Origin of the sequence: Sunxiuqinia dokdonensis, from assembly GCF_001270965.1 — a bacterium.
GTDB lineage: Bacteria > Bacteroidota > Bacteroidia > Bacteroidales > Prolixibacteraceae > Sunxiuqinia > Sunxiuqinia dokdonensis.
The window spans coordinates 1-25,252 of the sequence record NZ_LGIA01000060.1; the positions used below are offsets into that span (position 1 = coordinate 1).

Genomic DNA, 25,252 nt, shown 5'->3' on the forward strand with positions numbered 1-25,252 from the left:
GGGTGCTATACCGTAGTTGATTCCAAGCTTCATCGAATTCTCCGCAGCCTGTTCAATCGTCAATCCGCCTTTCAGGTGAACATGAAAATCGATAACGGGAAAGTTCGCCATATGCAGCTTGGTGATTTTGTTGTCCCATTCCTTATCTACGGGCGGCATTACGACATCGCCTTCGGGCAGCACTTTCAGCTGAATATCTTTAAAATAAACGGTGCTGTTTGGATCGTGCGCCTGCAAAGCAAAACAACCGCGATCCAGAACCTTGTATTTGTCATTTTGGGCACGATCGGGTTGATCAGGTTGAACGTAATCGACCACTTGCTTTTCATTCACAAAAATCTTCACCTGATTTTCAACAACTTTCACCCGCATTTCAAACCACTCATTATCGTCAACCGTAGGGTAATACACATTGCGAATCCCGTAAAGGCTGCCTGTTTTTTTCAGTTCGACGTAATCTCCGGATCCGTGATGCGAGTTATTCACCTGAACTTCATAGCCTTTTAGTGGCCAACCTTTCTCTTGTTTTTTTGAATGAATAAAAATGCCGGAATTGGAGCCCGGAGTGGTCATCACCATGGCTCTGAGTTCAAAATTTTTGTAAATCCCGTTCTCTGATCCGCCGGTGTAGAACAGGTGTGCCCGGTCGCCCTGGCAAACAATGGCGCCATCGGTTACCCGAAACGATTCGGGATGTTCCATCGCTTCCCAACCATCCAGGTTTTCACCATTAAATAACGAAATCCATTCATCCTGATTCTTGTTCTGACAGGCGGAAACCAGCAGAATTGCAGCAAAGAAAAAAACAGCGAGAAAAGTATTTTTCATGATATACGGTTTTGTTGGTTATTCCAACAAAGATAAAGCTCCTGACGAAAAGCCGGCTATCGGCGGGCCAATTTTTCTTGTGGATTATCGGCTTTGAAAGCTGCGATGAAGTTGATCCCGACAATGGCCAAACACAAATAAGCCGCCCAGGCATATGAGCCCATTTCGGTGAAGGAAAAGCTAAACAACAAAGGCCCCATGGCACTAAAGAACACCAGGGAACTCATGGCAAATCCACTGATTGCACCCAAATGTTGTCGCCCATAAAACCTGGGCCAGACAACACTCGTCAACACACTAAACAAGCCGCCAACAATTCCATTTCCAACAATCATAAAAAGGTAAGGCAGTCCGGGTGATAGCAATGATAAGCTGACGAGCGAAACCATTTGTCCAAATAAAAATACCAACAGCAAATATTTCATTTTAATATGATCGCTGAGCCAACCGCCAGCCAGCGAAATAAAAACAGAGATGGCCGATGTGGGTAAAAAAACAGCCAGTGCCACTGTTTTATCCATATTGGCCGATTCAAAAATTGAAACCAAATTGAAGGTAAAGCCGGTAATATATAGCGCTTGCATGGACAAAGCCACGACCATAACCCAAAATGGCAACGATCGCTGGGCTTCTTTCAGGGTGAATTGCTTTTCGGCCTTATGCATCACGCGCTGCTGTTCTTCAATTCGCTCAACACTGTCTCCATCCTGTTCCAATCCACAATCTTCCGGGTTATCGCGAAAAAAGATGAGGACAATCAAGCTAAAGCCAAAACCAGCAACAAGCGCCAAAAAAATCCATGCCCAACGCCAACTGTAAGCTTCAATTAAATAGTCAAAAACCAGTGGTGAAATAGCAAAACCCAGCGAAACGAATACACTGCTTATTCCGTTGGCCAGGCCACGTTTGCGGTTAAACCACTTCATCATCATATTGCGCGAAAGCATGGTTAACACGCCCTGCCCGGCAAATCGCAACATGAAAAAACCAATGGTAATGATGATGAAACTCAAATAAAACTGAAAAGAAGCAATATGCAACAACTTGCCTAAACTAAAGGCAATGCGATCGACCTGACTCAGGTAGATCAATATGAAACCCAAAGCGATGGTAATGATGGTCCCCAACCACCGGGCACCAATTTTATCGTAAACTTTTCCGGCACGGGTTAGCACAAACGAACTAGCAATGGTTCCGATCAAATAAGCCGTACTCAGCTCATTCCTGTCGAACCGAAGGGCATCAATTAAATGGTCGGTGAAGGTCGAAACCCCCATTGTTTGCCCCGGCACGCTCATAATAATACCCAAGGTTCCCCACAACACGATGAACCACCCGTAAAACACAGGCGACTTGGCAGGACTGAAAGGGACATGATTGTATTGCTCTTTAAACATCCTGCAAAGCTACCTGTAAATTCAACAGCTTTTTGTATGCCCTGCCCCTTCAAAACACTTTTTACAATTTCTTAAAAAGAGATTTCTATCTTTTTATGATTTTCTTTTACTACTTTTGCCGCAGCAAACTGAAATCGGAAGAGTTGAGATTCAAAGTATTGTGAAGCATGAAGCGGATAAAATACCTCTTACCATTATTCCTTGTGGTTGTCAGCCTGTCGGGTAAAAAACCGGATCAGGTGCAATACTTTCATGCGCCAACATTTGATGCCAAGCATTTGGAAAACTCTTTTGAACTGGTCGATTTCAACGACACCATTCCCAACGACACCTTATTCATTGTAAAAAACGAAACTGGTTTAATTCATTCCTACTTCCGGAATATTTTGACGGGTGTGTGTATTGATGGCGAATGCCGCTTGCTTGACATCACCCTGCATTGGACGGTTACCGGGCGCTACCTGGGCTTCCGGTTGCCTCAAGGCGAATTTCTAAGTAAATCGGAGCACGAACCATTTCTGAAAAAGGATTACGAGCGCTTGCATGAATTGCTGGCTGATCCGTTCTCCGCGTTGGGCAATTACAAAATAGACGAATTGGTTCCGAAAGTTGATGAAAATGATGTAGATGGCGTAACAGCAGCAACCATTCCCGGAGTAGAAGATTACATTGTTGAAGATGCGGTTTATTCAACCTACACCATCTGGCACATTGTTCATGGAAACACCCGAAAGCTGATTGAAAACCACACACGCGAAAACCTCCAGCCCAGTTTGCTGGTTGAAATTCTTGACAGTAAAAACAACAGTGATCGGGTTTGGGGGTTGGAAAACCTGCCAGGCGAACTGACCCGGACGACCGAACTTGAAATGAAACTATTTGAGCTAATCGCAAACGAAGATCCGACGATTTCAGGAAAAGCCATTGAAAGTATTTCGCCTGCGATGCTAGCCGACGAGCAAAAACAGCTCCAATTGTTTTCCTATTTTGATAACAGTTCGTTTTCCTCGCAGCGGAAGATCCTCAACAAGCTGGAAAAAGCTCCTTTTCTTGCTTCGACAATTGAATTTCGATTGGCTGAAAAGCTATCCAGCCTCAATGGATCGATGATCAAGAATGTATTGGATCTCTTTACAATACACCAAATTAAGCAAGTCGAAAGTGAAGAAATTATAGCCGGGCTGCTTGATCACGAAAATGAGTTCATTGCGAGAAAAGCCTTTCAGTTTCTGGAGAAACACCCGACCGACAACAAGAAAATTGAGCGGCAACTGAGGAAACACGAAAACCGATTCTGAAAGGCGACGGAGCTCGGCTAGCCCAAAGTATCCTCAATCAGGTATTTGTTTCGGTCAGCCGAATTTCGGGAAACCAATTCGCTGATAAAACCCGCTAAAAAAAGCTGCGTTCCAATGATCATTGCCGTCAGGGCCATGTAAAAATAGGGATTGTCGGTTACCCTCGGGGCCGACACATGCTGCGACAAAGCCATTAGCTTATTTACGCCCACAGTTACTGTTGCTATCAAACCAACTAAAAACATCAATGAGCCCAGCACACCGAAAAAGTGCATCGGTTTTTTGCTAAACCTCGAAATAAAAATGACCGAAAGCAAATCCAGCGGGCCACGGATAAACCGCTCCATGCCAAATTTGGTCTCCCCATACTTCCGCTCCTGGTGCTTGACGACTTTTTCGCCTATCTTTTTAAATCCAGCCCATTTGGCTAAAACCGGGATGTAGCGATGCATTTCACCGTACACTTCAATCGATTTCACCACCTGGCTCCGATAGGCTTTCAGCCCACAGTTAAAATCATGAATTTTAATGCCAGTCATCCGGCGGGCAGTCCAATTGTAAAATTTACTGGGAATATTTTTTGATAAAACCGGGTCGTGCCGTTTCTTCTTCCACCCCGAAACCAGATCGTAGTTCTGCTCGGTAATCATTTGGTACAATTCCGGGATTTCCTCCGGGTTGTCCTGCAAATCAGCATCCATGGTAACCACCACGTCGCCTTTTGTCTCGGCAAAGCCGGCATACAAAGCGGCAGATTTTCCGTAGTTCCTCCTGAATTTAATACCCCGAACGTTCGAATTGTCGCGGTTTAAGTTTTGAATCACTTTCCAAGAACGGTCATTGCTGCCATCGTCAACCAAAATAATCTCATAGGAAAATTGATGGTCATCCATCACTTGCTTAATCCAGCTTGTCAGCTCCGGCAACGACTCTTCTTCGTTAAACAAAGGAATAACTACGGAAATGTTCATGCTTGTCTATTCTTCAGATTTGACCTCTCCCATTGCTTCATCAAAAGCGTTTTCATCGGCTTTTCGCTTGATAAAGATTGAAGTGACCAAAGATATAATAAATCCAATGAACGCGAAGGTGAATAAACTGGAAATGACAATCAGTAAAGGGCTTTGGAACTTATTCATCATCTCGCCAGCCGCCTCAATCTGATCATCCGATAATCCTTGCTGCATCAATGCTTCTTCCTGCATAATTCGAATTTGCTCCATCAGGCTGGGGTCAACTTTCATAAGAATCACACTGTAGAGCGCATTTAAAACGCCGGCAAAAAGCATAATAGCCACACCAAAGCCCAGTGCCTTGCTATAGTCGATGTAACCTCCCAACTCAGTATCGCGATAGCTTTTCTGACATAAATAAATACCCACGGCCATAATCACCCATGTGACCAACCCCAAGGTCTGATTCATACTTTCGCCTAAAACATAGAGAACCACATTGTATAGGATGAGCGCCACGGCCAGGTAAATTCCATACGTCATTGCTGACTTCCAAAAGGTAGATTTTTGTTCCATGATTAATATGATTTATTGGTACACGACAAATATATTGGATTTTTCAGAAGAACACTTTACAGAGCTGCTATTTAGTTGGAATAAAATTCTGAAAAAAACGCTAAAACATGTGGCTGATCAATAATTGATTAGAAAAACGAGTTCAAAAAAAAGCAGTCCAAAGGCAAATTTCGTTTGCCGGGTATTCAATTTTTTCTACTTTTGTCGCCGGGTAAGTCCTGTGCGACCAGCTCCCGCTGAATCCCCCCAGGGTCGGAAGGCAGCAAGGGTAGGCGGTTGTAGCGGTGCGACACAGGTAGCTTACCCACCTGCCGAATTAGCTCAGTTGGCCAGAGCACGTGATTTGTAATCTCGGGGTCCTCAGTTCGAATCTGAGATTCGGCTCAAAAATAAGGAGAAATCCAATTGGCAAAAATCCAAAATCATTGGAGTTTGGAATTTGAATAATTGGATTTTGTTGTTTGAAATATTGTTTGGGGAGATACCAAAGCGGCCAACTGGGGCAGACTGTAAATCTGCTGTCTTATGACTTCGTAGGTTCGAATCCTGCTCTCCCCACAACAGAGTTGAAAGTTCCAAGTTCAGTTGCCAGTTGATCAACCTGAAACTGAAAACTTGGAACTGAAAACTAAAATGCGGGAGTAGCTCAGCTGATAGAGCATTAGCCTTCCAAGCTAAGGGTCGCGAGTTTGAATCTCGTCTCCCGCTCATATAAAAAGGTTGTCAATTAAATTTGACAGCCTTTTTTTGATAGAATCTATAACTCATCACTATTATCTATTGTGTTTTCAAAACCAATAAGGCTTGACAATGTTTAAACTTGTACAATCCACACAATTCGAAAAAACCAATCACAATTAATCTTCTGACCCATTGAAGCTTTCGTACGGTTAGTATTTCGAATAATTATTATACGAAAAGAAGATAGCAGATGAGACAAAAATTCAACAGAATTATTAAGTCGGAGCGCCCGGTTTTAGTCGATTTTTATGCGGATTGGTGCCAACCATGCAAGGACATCCCTCCAATTCTAAAAGAAGTAAAAAGCACCTTCAAGGAAAGTATCCGGATTATAAAAGTGAATGTTGATAACAACCCTTTTATTGCGTCCCACTATCAGGTAAGAAGCATTCCCACATTGATTCTTTTTAAACGTGGATCTGTTCAATGGACCGGAGAGGGAATCGTGGATCAATCGGAATTAAACTCCGTAATCACCCAGCATCTCAACCGCAACTAATTGCTTTTACTCAGGTTTTCCTTAATCACGTTCAATTGTTCCTGTGGATAAGCTTCATTTGGTTTTAAATCCAATGCCTTCTGATAGTAAAACCGGGCCACGCTAAAATTATCTCCAGCCATGGCTTGATCCCCTTGCGAAATGAAATTCTGATACGCCTGTTCATCAGCATTTGACAGTCGCTGCTGTACAATATCGGCAATTTCTTCCAATTTAATTTTAGGGTATTGTTCATCAACCTTAATGGTTAGCGAACGGTTGTAGTAGGCCCGCGCTACAGAGTAATCGTTTTTAATGAAAGCTTCATCTGCCTTTGAAATCAAATCTTGGTATTCTTCTTCTTTCAATTGTGAAAGCAGCGAATTGGTCAAACGCTGAATTTCCTGAATCTGATCTTTCGGATATTGCTCCCACGACTTCACTTCGAGGGCCTTGTAATAGTGAAACTTCGAAATACTGTACTGCTTGTCAGCAAACGCCTGGTCTGCCTTGTTGATGGATTCCTCATAAGCGGTCAACTCGTTTTGACTCATCGTCCGGTTAATCAATGCCGATATTTCCTGAATTCGTTGTTTCGGATAAGTTTCGCCCGGTCGCTCATTCAAAGCGCTCTGGTAGTAATATTGTGCCACTTTGTAATCTTGCTGATTGTAGCTGTTATCGGCTGAAGTAATGTAATTCTGGTACAAATCAGAAGCCGCTACGGATTGAACGGGCGTTGCAACAGGCTCCGCTTCCACAGGCTGCGCTACGGCAACGACCTCAGGTTGCCTTTCCAGCTGACTTATTTTTTCCAACTGATCCGCCGGATATTGCTCCTGCGGCTTCATGCGAAGGGCTTCATTGTAATTGTTCCTAGCCTGTGCCCAGTTCTCCTCATTGAAAAACTGGTCGCCCAAACGAATGGCTTCGGCATAACTGGCCTCACGCGCCTCCAACCGCTGACCTATCAATAAAAGCTGCTCTTGGGGATAAGTCGCTTCTGGCTTGTAGGTAAGCGCTTCTTCATATCTCGTGCGCGCATTTGGCCAATCCTGGTTGTCAAACAAACGGTCGGCCTCGCGGATCGCATTGGCATAACTGGCCTCGAGCCCTTGCTTTTCAAGCATTTTGGTACGAACCAACTCAATCCGGCGATCAACTTCGGCAGCATTGGCTGGTATAATTTCTTTCGCTTCAAAATAACTGTTGATTGCATTTTGAAACTGTTCAGCCTGCTCTGCCAACTCGGCCTCACTAATTTTTTGGTCGTATGCCCGCTGCTTCGCTCGCTGCAACGAATCCTGCTGTGCCTGCCGTAATCGTTCCATGCGGGCCAAGGCCTCCTGCTCAATCATCAAATCAATTTGTGCAATCCGGTCTTTCGGGAATTGCTCTTCAGGAAAAATATTCAAGGCATCCACCAGATGCCGTTTTGCCGTCGCATATTCCTTTTGGGCTACGGCTTGCTCTGCTTCAGCCAGGGCAGCGTCGTAGCTGGCCCGCTTCGCCTGTAAAATGGCTTCCTGCTGTTGTGCCTCTTCAGCTGCCAAACGAGCCAACTCTTCCCGTTGCGAAATCAGGTTTTCAATATCAGCGATCCGCCTAGGTGGCAATGGCTCATCAGGCTTTAAATCAGCTGCTTCGCCAAACAGGCGCAGCGCTTCATCCAACCGGTCGGCACTGAAAGCACTTTCTGCCTGACGCATGGTTTGCGTATATTGCTGATCAAGCGCCTCGCGTTGCTGAATCTCAAGCAGCAAAGCATCAATTTTGGCGATCTGCTCAATTGGATAAGTTTCATCGGGCTTCAGCGTATTGGCCTGCTGGTAGAGATTTTTCGCCTGTTCGAACCGTGAATTATTGAAAGCCAGTTCAGCCTCCTTCAATTTCGCATCGTATTGTTGCTGAAGTCTCTCCCGTTGCAACTGATCCTGAGCTAGCTGCTCCAGCATTTCGGTGATCCGGGCAATTTGACTGGTTGCATACGCATCGTTTGGCTTGATGTCGAGGGCCTCGGAATAGGCACTTTTCGATTCGCTGTAGTTTTCAGCCTGGAAAAACTGATCGCCCGAAGCAATGGCAGTCTGAAAAGCCTCTTCCCGCTCCTGTTCGATCAATCGTTCAATCTCGGCCAGTTGATCTTTTGGATACGTTTCCTCCGGAAGCAAGCCCAACGCCTCTTCATAGGACGAGCGCGCATTGGCATATTGCCGTTCGGCCAGCTCCGCATCCGCCCGCCGAATCACATCGCTGTACGAAGTCCGAAGCGCTTCCGCAGCCAGGCGCTCTTTCTCCATTCGGGCCAAAATAGCATCAATCTCGGTAATTTTTTGCTGCGGATAAGGTTCACCCGATTTTAAATTTAACGCCGTTTGGTAGCTTCCTTTAGCAGAATCATAATTTTCTGCATCGAAAAAAGAATCGCCTGCCTGAATTGCAGCCAGGTAATCGGCCTCCCTTTGCCTTTCGGCTTCAAGCTGGGCCAGAATTTGATCAATCCGCTGAATTTGATTTTGCGGATGTGTTTCCTGCGGAAGAATAGCCAGTGCTTCCTGGTAGCCCGTTTTGGCCTGTTGGTACGCTTCCTGCTCAAAAGCCTGATCGGCCCGGGCCACCAAAGCATCAAACTGCTGCTTTTGTTCCAGCTGCCTGATTTGCTCTTCGGTTTCATTGATGCGGTCTTGCACCTGCTGATTGCCGGGTTTTAAAGCCAGCGCTTCATTAAAACCATTCAATGCCAATTGAAATTCACTCCTGGCAAATGCCGCTTCAGCATTCGCCATCGTTTCGTTGAATTGTTGCTCCAGTCGTGCTTGTTCTGCCAAGCCGGCCAAAATCTCATCAATTTCACGAATCTGAGCTGCCGGATATTCGTCTTCTTTCACCTCTAATGCTTGGCTGTAAAGTGACTTGGCCTGCTCGTACGCCTCGTCGGTCTTGGCGGCATCCGCACGGCTGATCAGGTCGGCATAAGCATTTTCCATCTCAATTCGGGCCAGTTGCTCATCCATTTCCTGCACCCGGTTGCGAACTTCTTCGTCATCTTTAATCAGCAAAGCCTGCTGCAACAGTTGTTTGGCTTGCTGGTACTCTTCCTGACTGGCAAACATGGCAGCCTGCTCCAGCAATTGATTAAACTGCGACATCAGTGCCATGGCCTCGTCAATCTCCGCAATCTTTTCTTTCGGATAACGCTCATCGGGAAGAAAAGTAAGCGCTTGGCTGAAAAGCGATTTTGCCATCGCCAAATCGTCATCGCTCAAAGCCTGCTCAGCTTCGGCCAGGCGTTGATTATAGCTTTCCCTGTTTTGGAGATCGGCGAGCATGGCCTCCGCTTCAGCCATTCGACTGCTGGCTTGCGCATCTCCTGGTTTCAGCTCGAGCGCTTGACGAAAGGCGCTAAGTGCTTCCTGATAATTTTCAGCCTGAAATGCCTGCTCACCCTGCTCCATCAGGCTGTTGAACTGCGCTTCCAGCTCGGCCAGTGCTTGCTGAGCCGCCAGTTCATCATCAATTTTGCTGATCTGTTCATTGAGATAAGCCGATTCAGAAGGTTTCAGAACCAATGCTTCTTCATACAATCCTCGGGCTTCCATCCATTCGTTGTTATTGAAAAAGTTCTCCGCACGTGAAATCAAATCATTATACTGAAGGTCAACCTGTTGTTGCGCAATCAACTCTTCGGCCTTCGAAATTTGCCCTGAAGCATAAGGATCATCCGGTTTCAGCACCAAAGCTTCGCCATAGGCATCTTTCGCCTGTTCGTAGGATTCGCTTTGAAACAAAGCATCGGCCTGGCTGATTTTCTCCTGGTATTCCCGCTCTGCCTGCTGACGGCGTTCTTCGGCCAAGCGCAGCGCACTCATCAAATCGTTTAACTCGGCAATGCGGTCTTTGGGATAATCGCGCTCGGGAAATAAGCCACTGGCACTCTGAAACTGGGCAATGGCTTCTTCATATCGTTCTTCGGTGGTCAAGGCATTGGCACGGGCAATGGTGCGTTGGTAATCGGCTTCGCGCTGGGCTTGTGCCGCCCGCTGTTCTTCCGTCAAAGCCTGTTCCTGGGCACGGGCATTGGCAGCCTGTTCTTCGAGCTGAATATCGGAGAAATAAACTTCAGAATCGAAATTATCGATACTGGCATTGTAATAAATTCTTCCCGCGGGCTTGTTGGTAAAACTTTTGTCGATTCCCGGAATTTCTTTCACCAGCGAAACATCAATTTGAAAGGGCGGAAACTTACTGTCAACTTCAAGCACTTCCTGGGGAACATGCGTCGAAACAACGATCATCTTTTTATAATAACCATCTTTGAAAAAAGTCATGGTAAACTCGTTGTTGTAGCCAAAATCAAAGCTGAATCGCCCATTGCGCGGCGGTGTAAAAGTTTGTTCTTCCACCCCGTTTTTCTGAATCAAAATCTGAACATTCTCATTGTTCCCGTCGTCAGTACTCAATCGTCCGGCAACAACAAAAAAGTCCTCTTCCTGAGCGTATCCCTCAGTCACAAGTCCCAATCCTAGAAACAAAAATAAAGTACCAATGAAAAATTGCCCCAACTTCGTTCGCATATTACCCTGGTTTCCTTCAAACATTTCGTAGTCCGTTCTCTCGAGAAAAAACGCACTTCCACTTTTCGTGCCAATTTAAGAAATATCTAATCAAAATGATTATTAATTCCGACCTAAGTAGGAATTGAATCCTGCAAATTTCTAAAATTTCGCATTTATTCCGTTATTTACAAACGTTAAATATTTTGCCCAAGTATGGCGTCCATGAAAAGAACACCCAATTTAGCGGAAGCGTTGCTTCCCATCCTCTTTCTGATTGTCCTTTTAACAGCCAATGTTTTCGTGTTTGAAGACACCCTTTCAGGATCGAATCAAATTGCGCTGTTGTTGGCGGCCACCGTGGCCGGCATCGTTGTTCGGCGCAACGGGCAAAAATGGGAACACACGCGCCAGCAAGTTGTCAAGACCATTGGCTCGGCCATGCCTTCAATGCTGATTTTACTGCTGATTGGATCGCTTGCCGGTACTTGGATGATCAGTGGGATTGTGCCGGCGATGATTTATTACGGTCTGGATATTGTCAATCCAAAGTTATTTCTCATTACCGCTGTTGTTGTTAGTGCGCTGGTTTCCGTGGCTACCGGAAGTTCCTGGTCCACCATTGCCACCATTGGTGTTGCGCTGCTGGGCATTGGTAATGCGATCGGCATCAGCGAGCCAATGGCTGCAGGCGCCATTATATCGGGGGCCTATTTTGGTGATAAAATTTCGCCTTTGAGCGACACGACCAACCTGGCGCCCGCCATGGCCGGAACCGACTTGTTTACCCATATCCGATACATGTTTTTCACAACCATTCCGAGCATCATCATCACTTTAATTGTTTTCCTGATTATCGGAATCAACTATGAATTTAAATCCTCCTTGACCGACATCGAACTTGTTAAATCAGCCATCGGCGAGATTTTCAGTATCTCGCCCTGGTTGTTTTTGGTGCCCATCATCTTGTTTGTCATTATAATCATGAAGGTGCCCCCTATTCCATCGCTGATGATTGGGACTTTGCTGGGCGGTTTGTTTGCGGTGATCTTTCAACCCGACCTGGTGTGGGAAATTGCCGGGCGCGGCATGAGCTACGGGAAAGCCTCTTACATCAGTTTTATGCAAGCCATGTTTGGTGACGTGGCGCTTTCAACCCAAAATGAACATGTGAACCACCTGCTCAGCACCAGCGGCATGCGTGGTATGCTGGACACGATTTGGTTGATTCTTTCGGCCATGGTGTTTGGCGGTATTATGGAAGCAGGCGGTCTGCTGCAACGCATTACCCGGCCAATTATGAAGATGGCCAAGTCGACCGGAGCCTTGGTCAGTTCAACGGTGGGAACCTGCGTTTTCTTCAACGCCACCGCTTCGGATCAATACCTGGCCATCGTCGTTCCCGGGCGCATGTATCGCAAAGCGTATGAAGAACGCGGCCTGAAACCCGAAGTTTTGAGCCGGACACTGGAAGACTCGGGAACCATGACCTCTGTGCTGATTCCCTGGAATACCTGCGGAGCCACCCAGTCGCGCGTGCTGGACGTGGCCACTTTCGACTACCTGCCCTACTGTTTTTTCAACCTCATCAGCCCGGTGATGAGTATCCTGTTTGCTTACTTCAACATCAAAATCCGCAGGTTTGTGAAACCCGCCACCAAGCCCAACCCGAAACCGGATGCGATCTAAGCGAACTAATTTCTATATTTGACCTGCACAAACTAATGCCGCCAACCATGATTCCAGGAATTGTGTTGATTACTTTTTACTTCGCGCTCCCTGTCTTCTTAATTTATTTGACACATATTTCAAGTTTTTTGAGCAAAATTGGCGCGGTTGTTTTGGCCTATATCATTGGAATGCTGATGGGTAACATTGGCCTGTTTCCTAAACAATCGGCCGCTTTCAGGGATATTCTGGCCAGCAAAACCAGTCTTCCGACTGAAGAGGCCACCGCATTATTCAACCAGGGACTCATTTCCGAAAACGACCTGCTGGCCAACCACATCGCCAGCTTGCAAGATTTAATCATCATGCTGGTTATTCCAATTGCCATCCCATTGCTTTTATTTTCGCTCGATATCAGACGCTGGATCAAACTGGCCAGCCAAGCACTTTTTTCATTGCTGCTGGCCATGGTTTCTTTGTTAATTGTCATTTTTGCAGGCTACTTTCTGTTTGAAAATCATATACCTGAAACCTGGAAAATATCGGGTATGCTCGTTGGGATTTATACCGGAGGAACACCAAACCTTGCCGCCATTAGCACCGCGCTGGATGTCAAGCCAAATATTTTTATTCTGACCCACACCTACGACCTGATGCTGGGCGCCATTTGCCTTGCTTTTTTGATGACCGTCGCGCAGCAGTTGTTCAATTCATTCTTGCCAACCTTTGGCAAAACCCCCAAGCTGGCGTTTGCAAAAATGAGTGTAAAAGTCAACGAAATGGACAATTACCGCGGCATGCTAAGCCGCCAGGGTGCACCCCGTTTGCTAAAAGCATTTGGCCTTTCGGTACTCATTTTTGCCGTATCGGGCGGCATCAGCTTGTTGGTTCCGCCATCGGCGCAAATGGTGACGGTTATTCTGTCCATCACCACCTTGGGCTTGGCTTTCAGCACCGTCAAATCGATCAATCGCCTGGAGAAAACATTTCAGCTGGGCATGTATTTCATCATCGTTTTCTCACTGGTCATTGCCAGCATGAGCGATTTGCGAAGCATGTTTCAGATTGAATTTCTGAATCTGTTTTTGTATGTGGTCCTGGCTGTGTTTGGCTCCATGGCCATTCATGTTTTGCTTTCGTGGATTTTTAAAGTCGACTCCGACACCACCATCATCACCATCACGGCGCTCACCTTTTCACCACCTTTTGTGCCGGTTGTTGCCGGTGCCTTAAAGAACAAGGACCTCATCATTTCCGGCTTGACGGTCGGAATTCTGGGCTATGCGTTTGGAAACTACGTGGGAGTGGCCATCGCCTTTTTTCTGAAGAGTCTTTAATAGTGCGAAGTGATTCGTAAACAAGGACTTCGACATCATTTAATCGATATGGGCATCTCCCTGAAGCGACATCCCCATCTCGACGGCGCGAGATCCTCATCTCGAATAAGCGACATCAGCATCTCGATGGTGCGAGATCAGCATCTCAATGAATCGGCCTGCCCATCTCGCCAAAGCAGCTGCCGTGGCGATGATTAGAACAAGTAATTCAGGCCCATGTAGAATCCGGAAGTACCGTCACGCTTGTCGGCAGCCAGGCCATAATCGATGGCCACGATGAAGTTTTCGTTCATCGCCACGCGCAGTCCAGCACCATACGAAAGGTGCATTTTTTCGGCTCCAGGGTCAAAATAGTCTTTTGGATTATTGAGCAAGCTATATTCAACGAAGGCATTATTCGTTTGAAATTCAATCTTATCGATCACCTGCCCAAAATCTGCAAATCCATTTAAGCCCAAGTAGAAGTTGTTGTTTTTGAATTGAAAGCGGGCAAATTTCCAGCGCAGTTCTGCATTTCCGAAGAAAATTCCATCGCCCACCACCCGGTTACGGCGGATACCGCGCAAGGTTTTTGAGCCACCCAAACCTTCCGAAGTCGAACCGGTCATGATGGAGGTGACCACCTGCGACTGGTAATAGAACGGCAACTCACCGCTCAGTTTTGCTTGCCAGGCCAGCCGGTAAGCGAAGGACAAATCTTTCGGAATCAAGGTGAAATATTGCCGGTGAGTGAAGCTAAGCTGGGAAAAGGAACGCTCGGCACCCAAGATTTCAGGCGAAACAACCAACACGGCTTCCGTCCACAACCCGCGCATTGGATTGGGTTTATTGTCACGCGTATCGAAAACCAAGCCGCCCTTGAAAGTGGGCACAAAGCCGCCGTCAGCCTCTTCAGGCGAAATGATTCCCCAATCCTGGTACTTGTCGTACAAGCCATCAACCTCCGGCAGCAGGTCATCTTCGTCTTTTCCCTTGTTCAGTTTGTCGATGTTGACTGAGGCCAGCTCGAAGTTCAGAAAGTTCAACCCGGCAATCCAGCGAAACCGCTCGTTGGTAATTTTGCCCTGCAAGTCGATTTTCCACCGAAACAGCTTACGGTCGTATTTGTAAAACATGCGCGACACATAGTCGGGCGACTCATCGTCAATCCACGACTCATTAAAAACGGCATCGTAGCCATTAAAACCATAAAAATCGTACGCCTGATCGGTCAGGTAACTCAAGTCCATCGAGGTCTGCAAGCCTTTAATCAGCTGGTCCGAATCGTAATAAAAACGGTAGATCCCACTGCCTTTGGTGAAACGCGACACTTCGAAATACAGCGAATGGTTGTAATCCGGATAGCGGCTTCCATCGCCATAGTGGTATAAATTGACCAAAGCGCCATATTGAAACCCAAGGTCGGTGTCGAAGGTGACGGCTGGCAAGGCGCCAAAATTCCATCCATCCTTAATCACCTGTTCTTTCTCATCGGTCTGTGAATAAGCTGTTAAACACGAAAGCAGAAACAGCAGAAGCAAAGGTTGTTTTTTCATGCGGTTAAATTTAGTCAGTAGCGAAGATAAGTTTTTTTTGCCTCGCCAGATATTATGCCCGCAAAATAGCCAGCTTGGCCGATTCAATGAAAACAGAAAATAAAGACCATCCGACTACGGTTGAACGCCGGATTTCTTATTTTTACAAGGTCAATGTTGAACACTAACTTTTTCAGGCCAAAAAAATGACGCAGTTTTCGAGAATAGATACCGACTCTGAAATACCGAAATACAAGCAGGTGGAAGATCTGATTCTTTCGGACATTGAAGCCGGAATATTCAAGCAGGGGCAGCGCATTCCATCCATCAACGAAACCAGCGAAGAGTTGCTGCTGTCGCGCGATACGGTTGAAAAAGCGTACGTGCACCTAAAAAAGCAGGGCGTTTTGTCGGCTGTTCGGGGAAAAGGCTACTACGTAAATAAAACGACCACCGGCAAAAAACTTAAAATTGCCCTAATATTCAACAAGCTCAGCAATTATAAGCGAAGTTTATATGCTTCATTTGTGAATATGATGGGCGCCAAGGCCAGCGTAGATGTGTTTATCTACAACTACGACCTGACCGAATTTGAGAACATCCTGGAAGATAATCAAACCCATTACGACTACTTTGTAATTTTACCCCACTTCAGAAATGAACAAGCCGACATTAGTACGGTGATCAGAAAAATTCCAAAGGAAAAGGTTTTAATTATCGACAAGAACTTGCCGGAGTTGCAAGACTATCCCGTGGTTTACCAGGAATACGATCAGGACATTTTGAATGCTTTGGGGCAGGCGTTGGACCTGCTGAAAAAATATAAACGTCTGAATTTGGTATTCCCCAAAAACGAATACTATTCCAGGTATATTAACCGCGGCTTTCAGATTTTCAATCAAATTCATGGTTTCGACTATCAAATTCTGGATTCGGTGGATGAGAACAACATCCGTCAAAACGAAGCCTACATTTTAATTTCCGACAACGATTTATTTGACTTGCTTAAATTGATCAAACAAAAACAATGGGTGCCCGGCAAAGACATTGGCATCATTTCGTACAACGAAAGCCCGGTGAAGGAATTGCTGTGCGATGGAATCTCGACAATTTCAACGAATCATGATCAAATTGGGCAAATGGCTGCCGAGATGATTTTGACGCGCGACTTTAAACGAATCAAAAGTCCGTTTGAGTTTATTCGCAGAAATTCTTTGTAGTGCCGCACACTATTCTGAAATTTAATTGGGAAATAAGAATGAAACCAGTATCTTGAAAAACTCTTTTTTAGCGATAAAAACAAGACCCAAGACCAGATGAGCAAAAACCAAATTCACATTCTGATAGCGGAAGATGAGGAGTTTAACTACCTGTATCTGGCCGAAGTGTTGAGCGAATTCAATGTAAAACTATACCGGGCAAAAGATGGCTTGTCGGCTGTTGAACAATGCCAGTCGAACCCGGACATCGATTTGGTTTTGATGGATATTCGCATGCCGGTGATGGACGGCTACACGGCGACCAAAGAGATTAAGATGAATCGTCCGGAGCTAACCATCATTGCGCAAACGGCCTATGCCATGGAGTCGGACCGGAAAAAGGCCTTGGAGGAAGGTTGCGACGACTATATCTCAAAGCCCATCAAACGAGGTGATTTAATAAAAATTGTTGACAAACACGCTCCGAATCATTGTCCGCTTCGCGAAAAAGTGTGAGCCTTAACAAGCTATTTGTAAATCATTTTTTTGGTCATCCCCCCATCGACAACAAAGTTTTGACCGGTAATAAAATCATTGGCCGGATTCAATAGGAACAAAACCATGTTGGCAATATCTTCGGCTTTGCCCACCCGCCCTACCGGATGCTGCGCATGATCTTCGTCCCGCAATTCATATGGGTTGGCCGCCGACTTCTTTTTCACAGCCGACACATCAATCCATCCCGGGCTAATGGCATTGACCCGCACATCCGGGCCCAGGCTCATGGCCAAAGCATGGGTCAGTGCCAGCAAACCGCCTTTTGATACGGAATAGGATTCGGTTCCCGCCTCGGACTGCAAAGCCCGGGTAGAACAAATATTGACAATGGCGCCGTGCGACATACGCAGTGCTGATTCGGCATATTTCACACACAGAAAAGGGCCGGTCAGATTGACCTCCAAAGCACGCTGCCACTCTTGCAGGCTCAACGTTTGAAAAGGCTTAAACACTTGGTAAACCGCATTGTTGACCAATCCATCCAAGCGTCCGAAGTGCTCAATCGACTGATCTATGCCAGCTTTCACCATTGCTTCGTCCGACACATCAACCCGAAGTGCCAATAAATCTTCAGTTTGAAATTCACTGACCAATTCATCCAACGCTTCCTGATCGATTTCAAAAACGGTGACCGCATAACCTGCCGACAGTAACTCACGAACCGTGATTTTTCCGATTCCCTGTGCGCCGCCGGTCACCAAAATATTTCGCTTCATCTGATTCACTTTTTGTTGTGTTCTTCCTTGGCTGTCAGCTGCTCTATTTCAGCAAACATCGCCCGAAAGCAGTTCGCGGCAGTGTTGGTGGTGGTATCTTCCGAATTGTAAAACTCCTTCATAAATGCGCCGGCGCCCGACCAAACCGTTTGCATCATGCCCTGATAGCGATCCTTCATTTCGGAAGTTGCCGAAGCCCGGAAATCAAACATGTCGCGTGTTTGCAAAACGGCATGATCCGGGTTCCGCCAAGGGCAGGTCAACACGTCCAGCCCTTTCATGGCGAAATACACCGCCGACTTATCCGGACGCTCGTAATGCCAGTCGCAAATCATCACCTCTTTCGAAATTAGGTCAATGGCCCGATGCGTGTTATTCATACTCGCTTCCCACATGCCCATGCCGGTGGTTTTTCCATCGAGCAGGCGGTCGCCCCAAATCCACAGCTGGCGGTTGTTTTGCGCCAGGTGATTTTGAATTTTATTGACTTCGCCGGCGAACAGTTCGGCCTTGTCGCGGCCTGAGCACCGGGGACACTGGTCATCGCCAATGTAAAAAACTTCGTCCATCCCGGCATGAAAAGCATCGGTTTCAAACACTTCACAAATTTCATCCATCAACGCAAAAACCACCTCATGCACCCCAGGATGCAACGGGCAGTAACTTTTGCAGTACAAGCCATCTTCATTGGGCCACTGGTAGTTTTCGGGCATCTCCACATGCGGTGTTTCATCAAACTGGGGATACACCTTCAACAGATTGCCCAGATCTGATGCCCACGACTGGTGCCCCAATAAATTGATTTGGGGAATCAGTCGGATGTTGTGCTTTTGGCAAAGGTCGACCAGGCGCTTCACCTGTTCTTTTGAGAGGGCCACTTCATCTTGCAGCTCGGGATGACTTTCGAATTGATAATTATAATCGACCCGCAATACCAACACATTGACCTGACGCGGAGCCAACTCCTGATCAATAAAAGCAATAAAATCGTCTAACTCATCGACCTGCGGCGCTGCAATGCATAGGCCACGAACGGGCAACACATCCTGAGCCACAACCGGGTGAATCACCACCAAGCCGAAAACAACGAACAATAGGTTTGCAAACTTTCTCATAACCAACACAAATTAAGATGAACAACAACTTCAACGCCTGTTTTTAATGAACATCGAGCCAGTCAATCAGCACTTCGCCCAGGTTTACCTGTAACTTAATTTCATTGTCGCCTTGCACGAAATTCTGTTTACCCAGACTTTCAAAAACCCAATGATTTCCTTCTAAAACCAATTCCAGCCTTTCGCCATTCAACATCAGCTCCAGTTGGGCATTTTCAGACAGTGCTTTCGCTTTCAAGGTAAGCTGGTGTGCGGCAGCCTGCAAACTTTCTACCCGATACGAGGTCCACTCGCCGGCTTTCAACCGAATGGCCTGCTCCGAAGTGCGGCTTCCTTCAGCATTGGCAATCACTTCTACCGGAACAGGTTCGTCCGTTCGGTAATTTTCAGATGTAAATTCATTGTCGAATACAAAATACGACTCATCCATGCCGTCGTGTCCGTAGTTTTCGGCTTCAATGCGTAGGGGAATCCGCCGAAGCATGGCGTGAACCACATCGGGATGGTACACACAATTCTCCAGCTTGATATTTTCCTCCAGCTCAGCAAAAATCCGGATCGCTTCTTCCCGCGAAGGTTTGGCTTCTCCACGCGAATAAGCCCTGACCAAGTCCCAACCCTCCGGAGGTAAAATCGAGTAGGGTGTGTTTTGCGTATCCATCTTCTTCCAGGGCCAAAATGACCAGCCAATGTTGTTCTTTTCGAAATATTGCGAAGTGGCAAAGTAAATGGCATTGCCTTTCTCACCGGTTTCGCCCACCCACACCGGGACATTCAGTTCGTCACGCTGTTCCAGAAAATGCTCAATACTGTTCAAATGGTCAGGGCGGTTCCAGCAGTAGTAATGAAACTGGTAAAAGGCATTGTCATCCAACGGTTCATCAAACAGCGACCAGTTGTTCGACCAATTGTACCCTTCGATGGTAAACATGTGCTTCTGATCCACTTCACGAATCGCCTGAATCAAACGTTTATAAAGCGGCACCAGTTGGTCCTTGTATTTGTCGGCAGCGCCCGTATTTTCAGGGAGCGGTTCATTCAGCAAATCGTAGGCCGCCACGGTGGGTTCGTCCTTGTAACGCCGGGCAATTCGAACCCAAAGCTCCACCAGCAAATCCTGGTTTTTGGGATCGGTAAACAACTCGGGGATATCGTTTGGGCTGTCGTCGATGTTCTGCCCGGTTTGCCCGCCCGGTGCACCATGCATGTCGATAATGACATACAGCTGGTGTTTCTTACACCAGGCAATCAGCTGGTCGAGCAACAAAAAGCCTTCATCGATAAACTCGTTGTTCTCGCCTTCGGTGACAAAAAGCCTCGAGTTCAGCGCCGGACGCACGGAGTTGAAACCCAGCTCCGCAATGCGTTCAATGTCGGCTTCGGTGATGTAGTTGGCTCGAAAGGATTGCCAAAAAGCAGCAGCCTCCTGCTCGCCAATCATGTCCGAAATCAATTTCTCAATCCGGCGCGGGCGGTCGCCATCTTTTCCAAAGCGCCACATGTAGCCTTCGGGCAGCATCCAGTTGCCCAGGCCCACACCGCGCAGGTAAACGGCTTCACCATCTTCATTGACAATATCCTGCCCGTCGGTTCGCAAAAACTGCTGTGCCGACGCAGGCACCAGCAGCATTAAAAACAGAGCGATAAGAAGAAGTCTGTCTTGAAACATGTTTGTGTTCTGATTACTGATCATTTTTTATTCGTTTAATCGGTTATTCCTTTTTTTGAACGAGCTGCCACACGTAGGTGGCCACATCGCCCGCATTGAGCTGAATGGTTGCTGTATGCCCTTCCTGTTTTAGAGTGAATTCCTGTTCTTCGTCCGATTCATTCATCACGATCAGCACCATTTTCCCGTCGGGCGTTTCGAAGGCCACATTGGGCAGGCCCGGCAACTCATTGCTATCGATCCGTACCGAGCCAGGCCGCACAAACTTCGAGGCGTGTGCAACGATATAATAAGCCACGTTCCGGGTTACCTCATCGCCAATGGTCAACGCCCCCAAACAACGGGTACAGCCTCCCTCGGTATGCGGGTCCTGATTGGGATCGGCAGCCAGGTTCCACTCCAGTACGGTTTTACACCAGTTGCGGCTGGCTCCAATAATCAGGTTTTTGATGTGCCACGGAAAATTGTCTTCAAACTTGCCGGGAGCGCCCACCCACTGCTCGGTGAAATATAAATTTTTGTCGGGATGGGCTTCATGCACCTGCGACAGCGCTTCAATTTCGCCACCATACAAATGAAAGGCGGATCCATCAACGTATTGCGCGGCTTCCGGATCAGCCAGAATTTCGAGCGGGTAGTCGATCCGGTCGGCATTGTGATCGTAAATCACAATCTTGGTTTCAATTTGATTGGCTTCAAAAGCGGGCCCCAAATGGTGCTTGATGAATTCGGCCTGATCTTTCGCCAGCATCAGCAAGCTCGGATTGTTCCCCGGATGCAGGGGTTCATTCTGCACCGTGATAGCATCGATCGGGATTCCCTCGGCTTCCATGGCCTGGATGTATTTCACAAAGTAATTGGCATAGCTTTCGTAAAACTCAGGCAGCAAACTACCACCGATGGAATGCTGGTTATCTTTCATCCAAACTGGAGGCGACCAAGGCGAGCCCATAATCTTAATCGATGGATTGACAGCAAGTATTTCCTTGAGCAGTGGAATGAGGTGGACTTTATCAGGCCCCAGATCAAAATTGACCAGGTCGGGATCGGTTTCACCCGAGGACAAATCATTGTACGAAAACACGCGGTCGTCTAAATCTGACGCCCCAATGCTGACCCGCAAATAACTGATGCCGATGTTGGTGTCCTGGGTCGCGAACAATTCTTCCAGCAAGGCAGCCCTTGTTACATCGCCCAGCCGATGAATATGATACGCGCTGCCGCCTGTAAGCGAGAAGCCAAAGCCATCCATCGTTTGATAACGAACAGCCGGATTCACCTCCAGAATTTTCTCGGTGGCCCGATTGGATTGATCAAACAAAATGGGTTCAGACTGCCGCTGAAATTTGAGCTGGCCGTCGCGGGTCGACAGCCACAGCTCAGCGGCCGGCTGACTGGCTTTTTCGGTACAATTCACACAAAAGAAAATGGAAAATAAGAGCAGGAAATAAAAAGGAATGGCACGCTGGTTCATCGATGTTGAATTTAGGTTTTATAAATCGGACACCTCTTTGAAGTGTCGTCCCAATATACAAATTTTATCCGCTGGTTTTTCTGAACCTATTCTTCAACACGCCCCGGTTCACGTCTGTTTTTACCCGGAGCATTGGTCAGATCGTCGCCCAAATCTTCCCGCGCCTCTTCAGCCAGCGCTTCCAATTCAGCTACCACTTCCGGATAAAATTCCATCACATCGTAGCGTTCGCCCGGGTCACGGCGAAGATCATACAGGCCTTTTTCGATCAGCACATTTTCGGGCGTTTGACCGGGCTGGCCATCCTGTCCGATGGTGTTGTTTTCGTAGGTCCGGCCGCGATGTTCAAACACCAGTTTCCAGTCGCCACTGCGCACCGCCTCCAAGTTGTTGCGGCGATAATAATACAGGAAGCTGTTTCGTGGCTTCGCTTCAAAATTTCCCCGAATCAGTTCTGACAGGTTCACCCCATCAATCTGCTGCTCCGGCATCGGACTTTGCGCCAAAGATGCCAGGGTTGGCAAAATATCAATCCCCGAGGCCAGCGCATTGCAAACCGTTCCTTCGGGCGTGACGCCTTTCCATTTCATGATGCAAGGCACGCGCTGCCCACCTTCAAAGGTGGTTCCTTTTCCCTCGCGCAAGCCGCCCGAACTGCCGGCATGATTGCCATAAGTCATCCAAGGGCCGTTGTCGGAAATCACAATCACCAGCGTATTTTCAGCCAGATTCAGTTGCTCCAGCATCTGGTTGATTTGCCCAACGCTCCAGTCAAGCTCCATGATCACATCGCCATACAAACCTTGCTCCGATTGGCCTTGAAAAGCCTCGGACACAAACAGCGGAACATGCGGCATGGGATGAGCCAGGTACACAAAGAAGGGCTTCTCCTGATTCTCCTGAATGAACTTCAACGTTCGTTTGGTGAAATTCTGCGTGAAGTGGGATTGATCCGGATTTTCCTCAATCACCTCATTCCCTTCAAACAAAGGCAATGGCGGGTAATAATTTTTGTTGACCGGATGATTGGGCCACATATCGTTGGAATACGGAATGCCATAAAACTCGTCGAACCCATGCTGAAGCGGCAGAAACTTTTTATGATGTCCCAAATGCCATTTGCCGAAAACCGCTGTGGCATAGCCTTTCTCCTTCAGCAATTCGGGAAGGATTTGCTCCTCGGGATTGATGCCCACCTGGGCCCGGTGATCGAGTGCACCGGCAAAGCCAATCCGGTTGGGGTAACAGCCCGTGAGCAAACCCGCACGCGAAGCGCTGCATACGGCCTGTGGCGAATAAAAATGGGTAAAGACAATACCCTCGCCGGCCATTTTATCGATGTGGGGCGTGGTAAACCCGGTCGCCCCGTTCAGCGAAACATCGCCATAGCCCATATCGTCCATATTGATCAGCACAATATTGGGCAAACGGTTCGCTTCCGGCTTTTGGGTGGTGGTGCACGCTGCCAGTCCGGCCAGCGCAACACAGGTGGTAAAGAGCGGTTTCATAGTGGCTGTATTTTAGGTTTGTATCGAATGTTTCATGTTGGTTTCCTGAAAGCTGCAAGGCGCCCAGAGTCCCACAGGATTGATCGGTTGAATATAGTCAAAACATTTGGAGTCCACTCCAAGACATCAATCAATTCAATGTCGTATTACAAATGCCGGACGGGTCGCCTTTCACAGGGGAGTTCGGCCTATCATTTTGCGTGATAAAGATAAAAAGAAAGTAATGAGTATAAACCAACAATGTTCTTTACATCCGACGCTCAAGCTCCAATAGATTTGTTTTTCAAACAAAAGCACGGATCACAGATCCGCGCTAGCGAGGTGGCCGCTGGATTAAACTAACAAGTTTGTGTTCATAGATTTCGGAATCAATATCACCAAACATTTAGTAACTTGTATCGATCACTTAAAAAATAAAATACCATGACAGATTTTTTTAGAATTAACATGCCTTACGGGCTACACCGCAATGACAACGGAGAGTGGATGGCTTTTAACAGGGAATACATGCCAATTGGAATAAACAAGAAAACGATTGAGTTTGATCAGCATTCAAATTATGGAGACCTTCCAGTCTTCACCTCCTACCCCAGGTTGTCCGAAGAAATCTTATTGAGGCTGTCTGCCGATAAAGAATCAATCCAAAGAGATCATGATGGAAGAATCGACAAAATCTTTTTGTACACCGATCGATCCAATCCCGTGATTAACCTTAATTCAGATTCGGATCATTTCGAAGAATATTGGAAAAAACTCAGAGTCTTGGCTACCATCTGTTTCAAGTACCCCGAACAGACGGGCCATTTGGCAAGATAAAGCACTGTGTCGGCCCTCATTCCGAGAACTACCGGAACAGGCAGTCCCCGCTTCGCTAAGACGAGGCGGAGTTTGAAATCAACACAAGAGCGCTTCATGGATAAATTTCAGAATAAATATCGCATACCATCCGCCCGCTTGCAAAATTGGGATTACAGTTCGAACGCCGCCTATTTTGTTACCATCTGCGCGTACAACCGTGAATGTTATTTCGGCCATGTTGCAGAGGAGAAAATGGTCTTGTCTGAAATCGGAAAATTTGTCGATTCCGAATGGTTGAAAACATTCGACATTCGCAAGGATATGAATTTAACGATGGGCGAATATGTTGTGATGCCCAACCATTTTCACGCCATCATTATTATTGGTAAAAATGAATATAACCGTGGGGATGCGGTGCGTGGTGGTGGTGGTGGTGGAGACGCGATGCATCGTAGAGACGCGATGCATCGCGTCTCTACGAACGACAAACCCGCAAACAAATTCGGGCCACAATCGAAAAATTTGGCATCGATTATTCGTGGTTTTAAATCGGCCGTTACCGTACATGCCCGGAAAATCCACGCGGATTTTGCCTGGCAATCCCGGTTCCACGACCACATCATCCGTGATGATGAGTCGTTTGAACGGATTTTAAATTATATCCGCACCAATCCATCAAACTGGAAAGAGGATCGATTCACCCCAGACCACTCCGCAGTAGGTTGATTCGTGTTGCAAATTAGGTGCGTCGATTTTTAATCGACGATTGTATGAATGCGCGATTAAAAATCGCGCCACCCGGAACAATCACGTTGGACCTTGACCGCCAACTGCCCCCTGGAATTTGGTCCGGCAGCTGCCGGATGGATTTT

19 protein-coding genes, 3 tRNA genes and 1 other RNA gene are annotated in these 25,252 nt (G+C 47.0%); 12 read left to right on the forward strand and 11 right to left on the reverse strand.

The window, feature by feature from the left end:
• Together NC99_RS05590 and NC99_RS05595 are read right to left on the reverse strand one after the other, a co-directional pair.
• A partial coding sequence (locus NC99_RS05590) for a 3-keto-disaccharide hydrolase (RefSeq protein WP_053180718.1) occupies positions 1–828 on the reverse strand: 828 nt, incomplete at its 3' end.
• A gap of 56 nt (positions 829–884) precedes the next feature.
• The gene (locus NC99_RS05595) at positions 885–2,225 is read right to left on the reverse strand and encodes an MFS transporter (RefSeq protein WP_053180720.1); all 1,341 of its coding nucleotides are present in this window, start codon (positions 2,223–2,225) and stop codon (positions 885–887) included.
• 167 nt (positions 2,226–2,392) lie between these two features.
• Between NC99_RS05595 and NC99_RS05600 the strand changes: the two genes are divergently transcribed.
• Positions 2,393–3,523, forward strand: a complete 1,131-nt coding sequence (locus tag NC99_RS05600; protein WP_053180722.1) for a hypothetical protein — start codon at positions 2,393–2,395, stop codon at positions 3,521–3,523.
• A gap of 17 nt (positions 3,524–3,540) precedes the next feature.
• On the opposite strand, the gene NC99_RS05605 is transcribed toward NC99_RS05600, so the two are convergent.
• Together NC99_RS05605 and NC99_RS05610 are read right to left on the reverse strand one after the other, a co-directional pair.
• Positions 3,541–4,494, reverse strand: coding sequence for a glycosyltransferase family 2 protein (locus NC99_RS05605; protein WP_053180724.1), 954 nt, complete (start codon positions 4,492–4,494; stop codon positions 3,541–3,543).
• A gap of 6 nt (positions 4,495–4,500) precedes the next feature.
• Complete coding sequence (locus NC99_RS05610) at positions 4,501–5,052, reverse strand: DUF4199 domain-containing protein (RefSeq protein WP_053180726.1); 552 nt, start codon at positions 5,050–5,052, stop codon at positions 4,501–4,503.
• Positions 5,053–5,261: 209 nt separating this feature from the next.
• On the opposite strand from NC99_RS05610, the gene ffs reads away from it, so the two are divergent.
• The 5 genes from ffs (at position 5,262) to trxA (ending at position 6,292) form a co-directional block, all read left to right on the forward strand.
• An RNA gene (gene ffs, locus NC99_RS21585) (signal recognition particle sRNA small type) lies at positions 5,262–5,361 on the forward strand.
• A 1-nt stretch (position 5,362) separates the two neighbouring features.
• Positions 5,363–5,436: transfer RNA gene (locus tag NC99_RS05615), tRNA-Thr, on the forward strand.
• Between the two features lie 91 nt (positions 5,437–5,527).
• Positions 5,528–5,610: transfer RNA gene (locus NC99_RS05620), tRNA-Tyr, on the forward strand.
• A 77-nt stretch (positions 5,611–5,687) separates the two neighbouring features.
• Positions 5,688–5,760, forward strand: a tRNA-Gly gene (locus tag NC99_RS05625).
• A 223-nt stretch (positions 5,761–5,983) separates the two neighbouring features.
• A complete protein-coding gene (gene trxA, locus NC99_RS05630; RefSeq protein ID WP_053180728.1) occupies positions 5,984–6,292 on the forward strand; it encodes a thioredoxin in 309 nt (102 codons plus the stop codon).
• On the opposite strand, the gene NC99_RS05635 is transcribed toward trxA, so the two are convergent.
• The gene (locus NC99_RS05635) at positions 6,289–10,845 is read right to left on the reverse strand and encodes a hypothetical protein (protein WP_157624509.1); all 4,557 of its coding nucleotides are present in this window, start codon (positions 10,843–10,845) and stop codon (positions 6,289–6,291) included. The two genes, trxA and NC99_RS05635, sit on opposite strands and share 4 nt — an antisense overlap.
• 204 nt (positions 10,846–11,049) lie before the next feature.
• On the opposite strand from NC99_RS05635, the gene nhaC reads away from it, so the two are divergent.
• Both nhaC and NC99_RS05645 read left to right on the forward strand, forming a co-directional pair.
• Positions 11,050–12,513, forward strand: coding sequence for a Na+/H+ antiporter NhaC (nhaC, locus tag NC99_RS05640; RefSeq protein WP_239684415.1), 1,464 nt, complete (start codon positions 11,050–11,052; stop codon positions 12,511–12,513).
• Between the two features lie 47 nt (positions 12,514–12,560).
• Complete coding sequence (locus NC99_RS05645; RefSeq protein ID WP_162231153.1) at positions 12,561–13,829, forward strand: DUF819 family protein; 1,269 nt, start codon at positions 12,561–12,563, stop codon at positions 13,827–13,829.
• A gap of 194 nt (positions 13,830–14,023) precedes the next feature.
• On the opposite strand, the gene omp85 is transcribed toward NC99_RS05645, so the two are convergent.
• Positions 14,024–15,364, reverse strand: coding sequence for an Omp85 family outer membrane protein (omp85, locus tag NC99_RS05650; RefSeq protein ID WP_053180736.1), 1,341 nt, complete (start codon positions 15,362–15,364; stop codon positions 14,024–14,026).
• A 185-nt stretch (positions 15,365–15,549) separates the two neighbouring features.
• Between omp85 and NC99_RS05655 the strand changes: the two genes are divergently transcribed.
• The gene (locus NC99_RS05655) at positions 15,550–16,563 is read left to right on the forward strand and encodes a GntR family transcriptional regulator (RefSeq protein WP_053180738.1); all 1,014 of its coding nucleotides are present in this window, start codon (positions 15,550–15,552) and stop codon (positions 16,561–16,563) included.
• A gap of 96 nt (positions 16,564–16,659) precedes the next feature.
• Positions 16,660–17,058, forward strand: coding sequence for a response regulator (locus NC99_RS05660; RefSeq protein ID WP_053180740.1), 399 nt, complete (start codon positions 16,660–16,662; stop codon positions 17,056–17,058).
• A gap of 11 nt (positions 17,059–17,069) precedes the next feature.
• Here the strand turns inward: NC99_RS05660 and NC99_RS05665 are convergent, their stop codons facing one another.
• From NC99_RS05665 to NC99_RS05685, 5 genes are all read right to left on the reverse strand, one after another.
• Positions 17,070–17,816 (reverse strand): SDR family oxidoreductase, encoded by a 747-nt coding sequence (locus NC99_RS05665; RefSeq protein WP_053180742.1) that lies wholly within the window; start codon positions 17,814–17,816, stop codon positions 17,070–17,072.
• 5 nt (positions 17,817–17,821) lie between these two features.
• Positions 17,822–18,931 carry a family 20 glycosylhydrolase gene (locus NC99_RS05670; protein WP_053180744.1) on the reverse strand — a complete coding sequence of 370 codons (1,110 nt, stop codon included), beginning with the start codon at positions 18,929–18,931 and terminating at the stop codon, positions 17,822–17,824.
• A 43-nt stretch (positions 18,932–18,974) separates the two neighbouring features.
• Positions 18,975–20,624 carry a cellulase family glycosylhydrolase gene (locus NC99_RS05675; RefSeq protein WP_082326327.1) on the reverse strand — a complete coding sequence of 550 codons (1,650 nt, stop codon included), beginning with the start codon at positions 20,622–20,624 and terminating at the stop codon, positions 18,975–18,977.
• A 19-nt stretch (positions 20,625–20,643) separates the two neighbouring features.
• Positions 20,644–22,074 carry a glycoside hydrolase family 30 protein gene (locus NC99_RS05680; RefSeq protein WP_053180748.1) on the reverse strand — a complete coding sequence of 477 codons (1,431 nt, stop codon included), beginning with the start codon at positions 22,072–22,074 and terminating at the stop codon, positions 20,644–20,646.
• A gap of 86 nt (positions 22,075–22,160) precedes the next feature.
• A complete protein-coding gene (locus NC99_RS05685; RefSeq protein ID WP_053180750.1) occupies positions 22,161–23,582 on the reverse strand; it encodes a sulfatase family protein in 1,422 nt (473 codons plus the stop codon).
• Between the two features lie 423 nt (positions 23,583–24,005).
• Here NC99_RS05685 and NC99_RS05690 point away from each other — a divergent pair, with 423 nt between their 5' ends.
• Positions 24,006–24,398 (forward strand): hypothetical protein, encoded by a 393-nt coding sequence (locus NC99_RS05690; RefSeq protein WP_157624512.1) that lies wholly within the window; start codon positions 24,006–24,008, stop codon positions 24,396–24,398.
• Positions 24,399–24,470: 72 nt separating this feature from the next.
• Entirely contained in the window at positions 24,471–25,106 is a 636-nt protein-coding gene (locus tag NC99_RS05695) for a transposase (RefSeq protein WP_239684416.1), read from the forward strand.
• The last annotated feature ends 146 nt before the right edge of the window (positions 25,107–25,252 follow it).